The sequence below is a fragment of the Actinomycetospora succinea genome (assembly GCF_004363095.1).
Lineage (GTDB): Bacteria > Actinomycetota > Actinomycetes > Mycobacteriales > Pseudonocardiaceae > Actinomycetospora > Actinomycetospora succinea.
In genome coordinates this window covers 1242782-1254343 of record NZ_SNYO01000001.1, presented here as the reverse complement: position 1 = coordinate 1254343, position 11562 = coordinate 1242782, and the positions used below count along the sequence as shown (strand labels likewise).

Annotated in this window: 16 protein-coding genes; 14 read left to right on the top strand and 2 right to left on the bottom strand. The window is 75.6% G+C overall.

Annotated elements, in window-relative coordinates:
* Nucleotides 1-331 precede the first annotated feature (331 nt).
* The 9 genes from EV188_RS33185 (at nt 332) to EV188_RS06000 (ending at nt 4676) form a co-directional block, all read left to right on the top strand.
* A complete protein-coding gene (locus tag EV188_RS33185; RefSeq protein ID WP_424922910.1) occupies nt 332-859 on the top strand; it encodes a DUF3072 domain-containing protein in 528 nt (175 codons plus the stop codon).
* Nucleotides 856-1632, top strand: a complete 777-nt coding sequence (locus tag EV188_RS06035; protein WP_133825244.1) for a pyrimidine reductase family protein — start codon at nt 856-858, stop codon at nt 1630-1632. Before EV188_RS33185 ends, EV188_RS06035 begins: the two co-directional genes overlap by 4 nt.
* A gap of 106 nt (nt 1633-1738) precedes the next feature.
* The gene (locus tag EV188_RS06030; protein ID WP_133825243.1) at nt 1739-2242 is read left to right on the top strand and encodes an Asp23/Gls24 family envelope stress response protein; all 504 of its coding nucleotides are present in this window, start codon (nt 1739-1741) and stop codon (nt 2240-2242) included.
* The gene (locus tag EV188_RS06025) at nt 2239-2628 is read left to right on the top strand and encodes a hypothetical protein (RefSeq protein WP_208113987.1); all 390 of its coding nucleotides are present in this window, start codon (nt 2239-2241) and stop codon (nt 2626-2628) included. The genes EV188_RS06030 and EV188_RS06025 overlap by 4 nt, the downstream gene beginning before the upstream one ends.
* Nucleotides 2618-2872, top strand: coding sequence for a hypothetical protein (locus tag EV188_RS06020; protein ID WP_208113986.1), 255 nt, complete (start codon nt 2618-2620; stop codon nt 2870-2872). The genes EV188_RS06025 and EV188_RS06020 overlap by 11 nt, the downstream gene beginning before the upstream one ends.
* Nucleotides 2873-2926: 54 nt before the next feature.
* Nucleotides 2927-3106 (top strand): hypothetical protein, encoded by a 180-nt coding sequence (locus EV188_RS06015; protein ID WP_133825242.1) that lies wholly within the window; start codon nt 2927-2929, stop codon nt 3104-3106.
* Nucleotides 3103-3537 (top strand): Asp23/Gls24 family envelope stress response protein, encoded by a 435-nt coding sequence (locus EV188_RS06010; protein WP_133825241.1) that lies wholly within the window; start codon nt 3103-3105, stop codon nt 3535-3537. Before EV188_RS06015 ends, EV188_RS06010 begins: the two co-directional genes overlap by 4 nt.
* A 3-nt stretch (nt 3538-3540) precedes the next feature.
* Entirely contained in the window at nt 3541-4074 is a 534-nt protein-coding gene (locus tag EV188_RS06005) for a DUF6286 domain-containing protein (RefSeq protein ID WP_133825240.1), read from the top strand.
* Nucleotides 4071-4676, top strand: coding sequence for an Asp23/Gls24 family envelope stress response protein (locus EV188_RS06000; protein WP_133825239.1), 606 nt, complete (start codon nt 4071-4073; stop codon nt 4674-4676). Before EV188_RS06005 ends, EV188_RS06000 begins: the two co-directional genes overlap by 4 nt.
* Here EV188_RS06000 and EV188_RS05995 read toward each other — a convergent pair whose 3' ends face one another.
* Entirely contained in the window at nt 4677-5747 is a 1071-nt protein-coding gene (locus EV188_RS05995; RefSeq protein ID WP_133825238.1) for an ATP-dependent DNA ligase, read from the bottom strand.
* A gap of 99 nt (nt 5748-5846) precedes the next feature.
* On the opposite strand from EV188_RS05995, the gene EV188_RS05990 reads away from it, so the two are divergent.
* The 4 genes from EV188_RS05990 to EV188_RS05975 all read left to right on the top strand — a co-directional run bounded on the left by EV188_RS05990 (nt 5847) and on the right by EV188_RS05975 (nt 10352).
* On the top strand, nt 5847-7418 hold the full coding sequence (locus tag EV188_RS05990) for an alpha/beta hydrolase (protein WP_133825237.1): 1572 nt from the start codon (nt 5847-5849) through the stop codon (nt 7416-7418).
* Nucleotides 7419-7486: 68 nt separating this feature from the next.
* Nucleotides 7487-8458 carry an SDR family NAD(P)-dependent oxidoreductase gene (locus tag EV188_RS05985; RefSeq protein WP_133825236.1) on the top strand — a complete coding sequence of 324 codons (972 nt, stop codon included), beginning with the start codon at nt 7487-7489 and terminating at the stop codon, nt 8456-8458.
* Nucleotides 8455-9675 (top strand): acyl-CoA dehydrogenase family protein, encoded by a 1221-nt coding sequence (locus EV188_RS05980; protein ID WP_133825235.1) that lies wholly within the window; start codon nt 8455-8457, stop codon nt 9673-9675. Before EV188_RS05985 ends, EV188_RS05980 begins: the two co-directional genes overlap by 4 nt.
* A 257-nt stretch (nt 9676-9932) precedes the next feature.
* Nucleotides 9933-10352, top strand: a complete 420-nt coding sequence (locus EV188_RS05975; RefSeq protein WP_133825234.1) for an ATP-binding protein — start codon at nt 9933-9935, stop codon at nt 10350-10352.
* On the opposite strand, the gene EV188_RS05970 is transcribed toward EV188_RS05975, so the two are convergent.
* Nucleotides 10349-10954 (bottom strand): TetR/AcrR family transcriptional regulator, encoded by a 606-nt coding sequence (locus EV188_RS05970; protein WP_133825233.1) that lies wholly within the window; start codon nt 10952-10954, stop codon nt 10349-10351. The two genes, EV188_RS05975 and EV188_RS05970, sit on opposite strands and share 4 nt — an antisense overlap.
* A 34-nt stretch (nt 10955-10988) precedes the next feature.
* Between EV188_RS05970 and tsaA the strand changes: the two genes are divergently transcribed.
* Nucleotides 10989-11420: a tRNA (N6-threonylcarbamoyladenosine(37)-N6)-methyltransferase TrmO gene (gene tsaA, locus EV188_RS05965; protein WP_133825232.1), complete on the top strand. Its 432-nt coding sequence runs from the start codon at nt 10989-10991 to the stop codon at nt 11418-11420.
* Nucleotides 11421-11562: the final 142 nt, after the last annotated feature.

Sequence of the window (11562 nt, the reverse complement as noted above, 5' to 3'; positions counted from 1 at the left end):
CTCCGGAGCGCTGTGGCGCTCGTCGGAGGGAGAGGCCCCGGCGCACCGGTCGTGGTGTCCGTGGTGGACGACCGGAGGGGCAATGCGACGTTAACCTCCGCGCCCGTCGCAGCGCACCAAGCGGCCGCGTCCGAAAGAGTGCTGATCGCCATAGCGCAGCAACCCGGATCGGACACGAATCGTGGTCGGCCGGAGGAGGTGTCCCTCGCCGTTGAGGGGGTATCCGGCTCAGTGCCTCGAACGTCTGTTCGAAGCACCTCCGGTATCACCGTACGGGTCGCGGCCGGGCAGGCCGGCCGCGGCGACGTCGCCCGACGAGCGAGGAGTGCTCATGACCGATCCCGACACGCCGACCAGTCTGACCGACGACACACCGTCGGGCCAAGAGCCCGCTACCGCAGGGTACGACGGCGACAGCGGCGCGGCGCCCGATCCGCACGCGGTGAAGACCCCCGGCGACGACTCCCCCGCGGCGAAGGACAACTCGGCCTGGGTCACCGGTGACGAGCCCATGACCGGACCCCAGGCCAGTTACCTGGAGACCCTCGCCCACCAGGCCGGAGAGGCTCCGCCGTCCGGCCTCACCAAGGCCCAGGCGTCCGACGAGATCGAGCGGCTCCAGGGTTCGGTGACTCCCGGTGAGGGATCGTCCGGGTCCGGAGAGGGCGACTCCCCCGACCTCTCCCGCCAGGAGCGCCCGACCACCGAATGGGTGACGGGCGACGAGCCCATGACCGGGCCCCAGGCGAGCTATCTCGAAACGCTGTCGCAACAGGCGGGCGTCGAGCCGCCGACCGGGCTGACCAAGTCGCAGGCGTCGCGGGCGATCGACGACCTGCGCCAGAAGGCCGGTTCGTGAGGGAGGTCGACCCGGCCCCCGAACACGACGGCACGGCACTCGACCGGGACGACCTCGCGCGCCGCTACGCCTATCCCCCGGACCCCGGCCGCCCCTGGGTGCGGGTGAATTTCGTCGCCAGCGCGGACGGTGCCGTGGCCGTCGGCGGCCTGTCCACCGGCCTGCACGCGCCCGGCGACCGCGAGGTGTTCGGGGTGCTGCGCGAGCTCGCCGACGTCGTGCTCGTCGGGGCGGGCACGGCGCGCGCCGAGCGCTACCGCGGCGCGCGCACCACCCCCGAGCGCCGCGAGCGCCGGCGGGCCCGCGGCCAGGCGGCGGTCCCGCCGATCGCCGTCGTCAGCACCCGCGGCGACCTCGACCCCGGCGCGGGCCTGTTCACCGACACCTCGGTGCCGCCGCTGGTGCTCGTCGCCGCGGCGCACGCCGACGACGCCCGGGCGCGGCTGGGCGGCGCCGGGGTGGACGGCGAGGTGGTCGCCGCCAGCGGTGACGACCCCGGCGCCACCGACCCCGACGCCGTGCTCGCCGCCCTCGCCGCGCGGGGTCTGCACCGCGTGCTCTGCGAGGGCGGCCCGGCGCTGTTCGGCGCGCTGCTCGCCGCCGGCCGGGTCGACGAGCTCTGTCTGAGCCTCGCGCCCCAGCTCGCCGGCGGGGGGATCGACCGGATCGTCGCCGGGCCCGCCCTCGACGACCCGCGGCCCCTGCACCTCGCGGACGTGCTCCGGCACGGGGACGGGCTGCTCCTGCGGTACCTCATTACTCCTTTCGAGTGACACCGCATGACGTTCCGGCGCCTGCGGTGTCTCACGGGTACCGGGTCGGCAACCGGCCCGCCCGGCCACCAGTCCGAGACGCCAGCGCACCCAGGAGCGCCACACCATGACGCAGAGCCCCAGCACCGCCACCGGCTCCGAGGCCGCAGCCGTGTCGAGCGGACGGACCGGGGGTGCGACCCCGGCCCGCCTCGCCGACGACACGGGGCAGGGCAAGACCACCATCGCCTCCGGCGTGGTCCAGAAGATCGCCGGCATCGCCGCCCGCGACGTCTCCGGCGTGTACTCGATGGGCGGGGGCGTCTCGCGCGCCTTCGGCGCCATCCGCGAGCGCATCCCCGGCGGCAGCGGCACCTCGCAGGCCGCCGGCGTCCAGGTCGAGGTCGGCGAGAAGCAGGCCGCGATCGACCTCGACATCGTCGTCGAGTACGGCGCCGGCATCGTCGAGCTCGCCCGCGCCGTGCGCCGCAACGTCATCGCCGCCGTCGAGCAGATGACCGGCCTCGAGGTGATCGAGGTCAACATCGCCGTCAACGACATCCACATGCCGGGCGACGACGACGACAACGGCGAGGCGGCGCCCAGCCAGCCGTCGACGCGCGTCGAGTGAGCACGCCCGACCACGCCGCGCGGGTGTCGGCGGCCCATCCGCCCGGGGCCGCCGTGGCCCCGGGGTCCCCGGAGGCCCCGGGACTCGGCCCGCTGCCCGAACGGATCGCCGAGGCGCTGCTCGCCCACCCCGCGGTGGCGGCGCTCTCCGGCGGCCCGTTCGGCACGCTGGCGACCTACCTGCCGGGTCGCCGGCTGCCCGGCATCGTGCTCGGCGACGCCGGGGAGCCCGACCGGATCGCCGTCGTCCTGCGCTTCGGCGCCCCGGTGACCGCGACGGCCGCCGAGCTGCGGCGGATCGTCGCGGGCGCCTCGGGCAACCGGCGGGTCGACGTCACCGTCACCGACCTGGAGCTGCCGTCGTCGGAGACGTCGCATGACCGGTGACGCACGGGCCGCCCTGCGGGCGTTCGTCCGTGCGCACCACCCCGACGTCGGCGGCGACCCGGTCGCCTTCCGGGAGGGGCTGGCGACCCACCGGGCCGCCACCCGGTACCCGGCCCCGGACGACCCGCGGTTCGACGCGCCGATCGTGGTCGTCCCCGACGGCCGCATCGCCCGCCTCGGGCGGTTCGGGCGTCGCCTGGCCCGCCGGTACGACCCGCGCCGCGGGACCGCCCGCGTGCTGTAGGACTTCCGGCCCCGCCGACCCGTGCGGGGCCTGCACATCGTGGAGGTAGTGGTCATGAGCGCCACCCGCGCCGGCATGTTCGTCGGCCTCATCCTGGGCGTGGCGGCCGCCGCCGGCGGTCTCCAGGGCTTCTTCATCGCCCTGGTCCTCGGCGTCCTGGGCTTCGTCGTCGGGCGCGTGCTCGACGGCGAGCTCGACGTCAACCAGTTCGTCGGGCGCGGCCGCGACAAATGAGCACCCCGACCGACGTCACCGTGCCGACCGGGGTGCCCGTCCCGGAGAGCGCCGACGAGACCGACGAGGCCGCCGAGCGCGGCCGCCTCGACGTCTCGCTCTCCGTGGTCCGCAAGATCGCGGAGTACGCCGCGGACCGCACCCCGGGCACGGTGCGCACCCAGCGCCGGCTGGCCGGGCTGGACCTCGGCGAGTCCGGGACCAGCGCCAAGGTCTCGGGCTACGGCGAGCAGGTCGACCTGCGCCTCGAGGTCCCGCTGGCCTACCCGGCGCGGATCGCCGACAGCGCCGCCGCCGTGCGCGACGCCGTCCGCGAGCGCGTGCAGGAGCTGACGCCCTACCGCGTGCGCTCGCTCGACATCGGCGTCTCCGCGCTGACCGACCCCGCTCTGCGGGCGCCCTCCCGGGCCCCCGCCTCCCGGACGGAGTGAGAAGTGCGCCTGCTCCTGCGCGTGCTCGCGCCGCTGTTCGGCCTCCTGCTGGCCGTGGTCGGCCTCGCCCTGCTGGTCGAGACGGTCACGGCCTGGATCGCGCCCGCCTCGAGCCCGCTCGTCGTGCCGTGGCCGGCCTGGCGCACGGCCGTCGAGGGCCTGACCTGGCAGTCCGGGTCGGTCCGCGCCACCGCGATCGCCGTGGGCGTGATCGGGCTGTTCGTGCTGGTCCTGGGCCTGGTGGCCCGCCGCCACGACGTCTTCCTCGCCGACCCGGTTCCCGAGGTCACGGTCACCACCTCGCCCCGCTCGCTGGCACGCGCCGTGGGCCACGAGGTCCGGTCGCACGACGACGTCGTCTCGGCGTCGGTGGTCGCCTCGTCCTCGAAGATCACCGTCAAGGCGGCGACGCTCGACCCCGCCGAGGGGGTCCGCGAGGCCGTGCGCGAGCGGGTCGCCGAGATGCTCGTCCGGCTCCCGCTGGCCCGCCGGCCGCGCGTGTCGGTGTCCGTCACCACCACCAAGGGGGTCAAGTGAGCCGCCGCTCCCGCAAGGCCGTCGCCCGCTCCGCCGGGGGCGACCGGACGCTCACCACGATCCTGGGCCTCGTCCTGGTCGCCGCGTCGGTGCTCGTGCTGCTCGTGGGGTACGGCGTGTTCGGCGCCAACCGCGCCCAGCGCCCGGTGATCGACCCGATCGCCGTGCTCTGGGTGGTGACCCACGCGAGCGCCACCCGCTGGATCGCCATCGGCGTCGGCGTCCTGCTCTTCGTCATCGGTCTCTGGTGGACGCTGCGCTCCCTGCGCCCCGAGCCGCGGCCCGACGTGTCGCTCTCCGAGCTGCCGGGCGAGCGGCTGACCGTCGAGCACGCCGCGATCTGCGACGCCGTGCGCCACGACGCCGAGACGATCAACGGCGTGAGCCGGGCGCGCGTGCGGCTCGTCGGGAACCCGGAGAAGCCGGCCCTGCGGATCGCGCTGACCCTGGTCGAGGGCACCGACGTCCGCGACGTGTGGGCCGAGCTCGACGGACGGGTCCTCGCCCGCGCCCGCGAGGCGTTCGCCGTGTCCGCCCTGCCCACGGCCGTGCGCCTGGAGCTCGACGCCAGCTCGGCGCCGACGCCGGCGCGGGTGGAGTAGCTACCTGGCGGTCAGCACCTCCGCCAGGTCGAACCGCACCGGCCGGTCGAGCTGTTCGAAGGTGCACGACGCCGGGTCGCGGTCCGGCCGCCACCGCTTGAACTGCGCGGTGTGCCGGAAGCGCACGCCTTCCATGTGGTCGTACTTGACCTCGACGACGAGCTCCGGGCGCAGCGGCACGAAGGACAGGTCCTTCTGCGCGTTCCACCGGCTGTGCTCGGCCTCGCGGGGCGTGCGGGTGCCCTCCTCCTGCGCCGCCCAGGCCCACGGGTGGCCCTCGAACGAGGTGACCAGCGGCTGGAGCTCGGCGAACAGCTCCTTGCGCTTCGCCATCGGGAACGCGCCGATCACGCCGATGCTCTGCAGCGACCCGTCCTCGGTGTAGAGCCCGAGCAGCAGCGAGCCCAGCGCGTCGGGACCCGACTTGTGGACCCGGTAGCCCGCCACGACGCAGTCGGCGGTGCGCTCGTGCTTGATCTTGCTCATGACCCGCTTGTCGGGCTGGTAGGTCAGGTCCGCCTTCTTGGCGATGAGCCCGTCGAGCCCGGCGCCCTCGAACTGCTCGAACCAGCCGCGGGCGGTGTCGAGGTCCTCGGTCATCGGCGTCAGGTGCACGTCGGGGCGCTCGAGCCCGCCGACGACCTCGGCCAGCCGGGCGCGCCGCTCGGTGAAGGGCAGGCCGGTGAGGTCGTCGTCGCCGAGGGCCAGGAGGTCGAACGCGACGAAGTGGGCCGGGGTCTCGACGGACAGCTTCTTCACCCGCGAGGCGGCCGGGTGCACCCGCTGCAGCAGCGCCTCGAAGTCCAGGCCGGTGCCCTCGGCGTCCACGACGACGATCTCGCCGTCGATGACGCAGCGCGGCGGGAGCGCCGCCCGGAACGCCTCGACGAGCTCCGGGAAGTAGCGGGTCATCGGCTTCTCGTTGCGGCTGCCGATCTCGACCTCGTCGCCGTCGCGGAAGACCACCGACCGGAAGCCGTCCCACTTCGGCTCGTAGTGTTGCCCGGCGGGGATCTCCGGGACGGCCTTGGCCAGCATCGGGGCGACGGGCGGCATCACGGGCAGGTCCACGTCGGTATCTTCCCGCCCCCTCACGGCGACGCCACCCGTGGCCGTCAGACTCGCGGGTGGGACCCACCGGAAGATCGTCACGAATCAGGAGCAGCGCGCGTGCCCCGACCCGTCAGAGCGGCCCTGGTGCTCGTTCTGGGCGCCGCCCTCCTGGGCGCCTGCGCGGTGGGGCCGTCGCAGCGGCCGCCGGTGGCCACCGTCGTCGACGAGCCGCCGACGTCGGAGCCCGCGCCGGAGGGCTCGGCGCCGGGGCCCGCGCCGGGGCTGCTCCCGCCGCTGGTCCCCGCGCCGGGGGCGGGCGCCGGGTTCACCGACTGCACCGCCGAGATCCGGGCCACCGTCGCACCCGCCGAGCTCGGGGGCCGCGACCTGCGCTTCGGCTGCCAGAGCGTCCCGGTCGGCGGGGGCGGGTCGTCGCGCGCGGAGGTCGGGGTGCTGCAGGTCAGCATCGGCCCGCTGCCGCCCGGCGGGCCGGTCCCGATCGCCGTGGTGGGCGAGGCCGGCGGCCCGAGCGGCAGCGACCGCGCGATCCGGCTCGCCGCGACGGCCCCCGAGCCGCTGCTCGCGGGCACCGCGCTCTACGGCGTCGACCTGCGCGGCACCGGCAACTCCGAGCCGGTCGACTGCATCACGCCCTCGACGCGGGAGGCGCTGGTCGACGCCGACCCGGTCGCCGCCGACCCGGTGGCGCTCGCCGGGCTGCGCGACGCCGCCGCGACCGCGGCCCGGACGTGCACGCAGGTGCTCGAGAACGCCCTCACCGACTTCCGCACGGCGGTCGACGCCGACGACCTCGAGGAGGTCCGCGCGTCGCTCGGCGTCGAGAAGATGCACGTCGTGGGCGTCGGCGAGGGCGCCGGGGTGACCGCGACGTGGGTGCGCCGGCACCCCACGGCGGTGGGCCGCACGGTGCTCGACGGGGTCCCGGACGCGACGACGTCGTTCTCCCAGCGCGCCCGGGAACGGGCGAGCGCGGCCCGCGAGGCGCTGGGCGCGTTCGCCGCCGACTGCACCGCACGCCCGGAGTGCCCGCTCGGCCCCGACCCGGCGGGCGCGGTCGCCGGCATCCTCACCAACCTGCACGCCGCGCCCCTGTCCGGGCCGGCCGGGCGGCGGGTCACCGACGGCACCGCCACCCGCGCGCTGGTCACCGGGCTCGGCGAGCCCGCGCGCTGGCCCGCGCTCGCCACCGCGATCGCGGCGGCCGGCCAGGGGGACCCGAAGGGCGTGCTCGACCTCCTCGCGCCGGAGGAGGCCGACGGCGGCGGGTTCGACGCCGGCATCCTGCTGACCTGCAACGACACCCTCGAGCGCCCCACGCTCGACCAGGTCGCCCGCGACGCGGGCCAGGCCCGGGCCGCCGACCCGGTGTTCGGGGCGTACTTCGCGCACGACGCGCTGCTGTGCAGCTCGTGGCCCGTGCCGACCGAGATCGCGCCCCCGAGCGCCGCCACCGGCCCGCCATCGCTCGTGCTCGGCACCCGCGGCGACCCGATCACCCCGCTGCCGGGCAGCGAGCGCGCCGCGGCCCAGCTGGGGTCGGCGAGCCTCGTGACCTGGCTCGGCGCCGGTCACGGCGCCTTCCCTGCCACCCCGTGCGTCCGCACGGCCGTCGCGGGCTACCTGCGCGACGGGACCCTGCCGCAGCAGGGCACGGTGTGCCCGCCGTGACCCCCGCCGTGATCTTTGTCCGGTGCGTCCGGAGAGCCCCGCACGACGCTTCTGGTTAGCCTCCCCCCGTGCAGCTTCCCCGCCTGGTCGATGCCGCGCTCGACCGTCTGGTCGTGCCCGGGTACTCCCGGTTGGGCTACGCCGCGCGGCGTGCCGGCTGGAACACGCTGAGGGCGGGGAGCCTCGAGGGCCGCACGGTCCTCGTGACCGGCGCCTCCGGCGGGCTCGGCGCCGCGACCGCGCGGGGGCTCGTGGCGCTCGGGGCGCGGGTCGAGCTCGTGGTGCGCGACCGCGCCCGCGGCGAGCAGGCGCGGGCGGCCCTGCACGCCGAGCACCCGGGCGCGACGGTCGACGTCGCCGAGTGCGACGTCTCCTCGCTGGCCGACGTCCGTCGCTACGCCGCGGAGGTCCGCGACCGGGAGGCGGCGGTGCACGGCCTCGTGCACAACGCCGGCGTCATGCCGCCCGAGCGCACCGAGACCGCCGAGGGCCACGAGCTGGCGCTCGCCACCCACGTCCTGGGGCCGTTCCTCCTGACCCGCGAGCTGCGCCCGGTGCTGCGGGCCGGGGCGTCGCCGACCTCGCCGTCGCGGGTCGTGTTCGTCTCCTCCGGCGGGATGTACACTGCGTCGCTGCCCACCGACGACCCCGAGTTCCGGTCCGGCACGTACTCGGGCGGCGCGGCCTACGCGCGGACCAAGCGCATGCAGGTGGTGCTCGCCGAGCTGCTCGCCGACGACCTCGCGAGCGACGGCATCGTCGTCCACAGCATGCACCCGGGCTGGGCCGACACCCCCGGCGTCGCGAGCTCGATGCCCGGCTTCCACCGCGTCACCGGTCCCCTGCTGCGCACCGACGCGCAGGGCGCCGACACCGCCGTGTGGCTCCAGGCCGCGCCCGAGGCGGGGCACAGCACCGGGGTGTTCTGGCACGACCGGGCACCACGCCCCACCCACTACCTCCCCCGCGGCGCCGAGACACCCCAGGCGCGGGCCGCGCTGTGGACGCTGTGCGTGGACGCCACCGGGGAGGACGCGTGAGCGACACCGGGAAGCGCCGCGGCCTCGGTGAGGTCACCACCGCCGCCCCGGCCGACGCGCTGGCCCTGACCCCCGCGCGCCGGGACCTGCAGGCCGCCGCGCGGGCGTTCGCGATGAAGGAGGTCCTCCCGGTCGCCGACGAGCTCGACCCGCGCCACGAGGACATCCCGGCGAGCCTGCTCGACCGCCTCGGTGAGCTGGGCTTCTTCGGGCTGCTCGTCGACGCCGAGCACGGCGGGCAGGGGCTCGGGGTGTTCGAGTACTGCCTCGTCTCCGAGGAGCTCGCCCGCGCCTGGATGAGCGTCGGCAGCATCATCGCCCGCGGCAACGGCACCGGGTGCGCCTCGCCGGACCCCTCCCGGCGGGCGGAGCTGCTCCGGGCGAGCGCCGCCGGCCGGTGGGTCGGGGCGATCGCGTTCTCCGAGCCACACGCGGGGTCCGACCTCGCGGGCGTCGAGTGCACGGCTCGTCGTGACGGTTCCGAGTGGGTGATCGAGGGGACCAAGCGCTGGGTCGGCCACGCCCTCTCGGCCGACTTCCTGCACCTCCTGGCCCGCACGCGCCCGCCCGGTGAGGGAGAGAGCCGCTCCGACGGCCTCGAGCTCTTCCTCGTCCCGAAGGAGCGCGGGCGCTTCCCGGACGGCGTCACCGGCACGCCCATCGACAAGATCGGCTACTTCGGGCTGACGACCTGGGAGCTGCAGCTCGACGGCCTGCGCCTGCCCGCCGACGCGCTGCAGGACACCGGGCAGGCCGAGGGCCAGGGCTTCAAGGACAGCCTGCGCTGGCTGGGCACCGCCCGGGTGCAGACCGCCGCGCGCGCCGTGGGGCTCGCCCGCGGGGCGCTGGAGGACGCGGTGGCCTACAGCAGGCGCCGCGAGCAGTTCGGTCACCCGATCGCCGACCAGCAGGCCCTGCGCCACAAGCTCGCCGACATGGCCGCCGCCGTCGACGCCGCCCGCGCGCTGTGGTGGCACGCCGCCTGGCTGCTCGACGAGGGTGCCCCCGGCGGCGACGTCGCGGCGTCGTCGGCGAAGCTGTTCGCGTCGGAGACCGCGGAGCGCGTCACGAGCGACGCGCTGCAGATCTTCGGCGGCAACGGCTACACCACCGAGCACTCGGTGGAGCGCTACTGGCGCGACGCCCGCCTGACGACCATCTTCGAGGGCACCTCCGAGATCCAGCGGAAGATCATCTCGGACGCGCTGCTCTCCTGACAGCATCCGGGGGAGATCCCGTTCACCCGGATGTCACGGCTGTCGTTCACCCGGTCGGACCTGGGGCGGGGCGCGTTCCCCACCGTTCACCCGCCGACCGTGCCGGACGGACCGTTCGTGTCGTTGGTGGTCGACCTCTCCGGTGATCAGCGCGCACGGTGGGCATGCGATGCCGGGCGTGACCGGCCCGTGACCGAGGGTCGCAGGCCGGGTAGCCGAGGCACGCGACGATCCGGGGCGGGGGACGGGGAAGAGTCATGACGGATGCGGTGGAGTTCGCGCGGGCGGTGCATCCCGCGCGGGCCGACGAAGCACAACGGATGCGCCACGAGGCCCGGGACTGGCTGGCGGGGCTCGACATCGACCAGGAGTCCCGCGAGCGGGTGCTGACGGCGGTGTCCGAGGCCGTCGAGAACGCCTGCGAGCACGCCTATCCCGGCGACGACGCCGAGGGCACCGTGGAGCTCACGCTCTGGTGCGAGAAGGACGCGGTGAACGTGCGGGTCACCGACAACGGGCAGTGGTCCGAGGGCTCGACCCCGGCGGCGCCGGGCTCGCACGCCCGGCGCGGGCGCGGTTTCGTGCTGATGCACCGCAGCGTCGACAGCGTGGCGATCCGGCACACCGCGGGCGGCACGACGGTGGCGCTGCGGCAGCACCGGGAGCCGGCGGGCTAGCTCCGTGTCATCCCGCTGAGGACCTGGTCGAAGAAGCCGAGCAGCTCCTCACGCAGCGCGGGGTGCTGCTCGGGCGGGGCCTGGCCGAGCAGCTGGCCGGCGCTCGAGAGCATGCCGAGCACGAGCGTCGGATAGGACGTGCCGGGCGGGCGGACGAGGCTGCCCTCGCGGGCCAGCCCGTCCAGCACCCGGGCGATGAAGGCGTAGGCGTAGTCCCGCTCGCACTCCCGCCAGCGCTCCCACCCGAGCGCGAGGGGCCCGTCCCGGAACACGATCCGGCCGTAGCGGGGCTCGCTGCAGGCCTCGAGGAAGGTCGCGAGGGCGGTCCGGGCGCCGGTGAGCAGGTCCGGGGCGTCCTCGAGGGTCCGGGTGAGGCGCTCGTGCACCTCGGTCTCGCGCGCGGAGAAGACGGCCTCGAACAGGGCCGCCTTGCCGGCGAAGTGGTGGTAGACCGCGCCCTTGGTCATGCCCGCGACGGCGGCGACGTCGTCGATGGAGGTCTCGGCGAACCCGCGCTCGGCGAACAGCGCGGTCGCGGCCTCCACGAGCCCGGCCCGGGTCGCGGCCGTGGCCTCGGCACGGGGGGACGTCACGCGGGGCACGGCCGAAGGGTACGGCGCGGCCTACGGTGAGCGTGTGTCCGACTCTTCCCCCGTCCTCCGTGTGCTGGGGCACGTGTCCTCGCCGCTGGCCGACCGCTCCGAGGCGCCGCGCCAGGGCGACGAGGGCGGCCCCGAGGCCGTCGTGCGCCTCGACCCCGACCTCGCCCCGGCCCTGGCCGACGTGTCCGTCGGCGACGAGGTCCTGTTGATCACCTGGCTCGACCGCGGCGACCGCTCCGTGCTGCGCGTGCACCCGCGCAACGACACCTCCGCGCCCCTGACCGGCGTCTTCTCCACCCGCTCCCCCGACCGCCCCAACCCGCTGGGACTGCACCAGGTCCGCGTCCTCGCGATCGAGGGCACGGAGCTGCGCGTGTCGGACCTGGAAGCCGTCGACGGCACGCCGATCGTGGACATCAAGTCGACCCTGGGCCCGATCGGCTCGCGCTGCCACGACCGGCGGTAGGGCGGGCCCCAATGCGAGCGATGCGGCATCGCTGGCGTGTGACGCCAGGCTCGCCACATCCTCGCTGCGCGACACGCCGGTGGGGGGTGGCGTGCCCCGGGGTGTTTCAGCGTGGCGGCCACGCTGGCGTTGAACGTCAGGA

Coding starts and splice junctions, on each gene's coding strand:
- EV188_RS06010 (WP_133825241.1), top strand. CDS start 3,103: ATGAGCACCCCGACCGACGTCACCGTGCCGACCGGGGTGCCCGTCCCG.
- EV188_RS06015 (WP_133825242.1), top strand. CDS start 2,927: ATGAGCGCCACCCGCGCCGGCATGTTCGTCGGCCTCATCCTGGGCGTG.
- EV188_RS06020 (WP_208113986.1), top strand. CDS start 2,618: ATGACCGGTGACGCACGGGCCGCCCTGCGGGCGTTCGTCCGTGCGCAC.
- EV188_RS33185 (WP_424922910.1), top strand. CDS start 332: ATGACCGATCCCGACACGCCGACCAGTCTGACCGACGACACACCGTCG.
- EV188_RS05975 (WP_133825234.1), top strand. CDS start 9,933: ATGACGGATGCGGTGGAGTTCGCGCGGGCGGTGCATCCCGCGCGGGCC.
- EV188_RS06030 (WP_133825243.1), top strand. CDS start 1,739: ATGACGCAGAGCCCCAGCACCGCCACCGGCTCCGAGGCCGCAGCCGTG.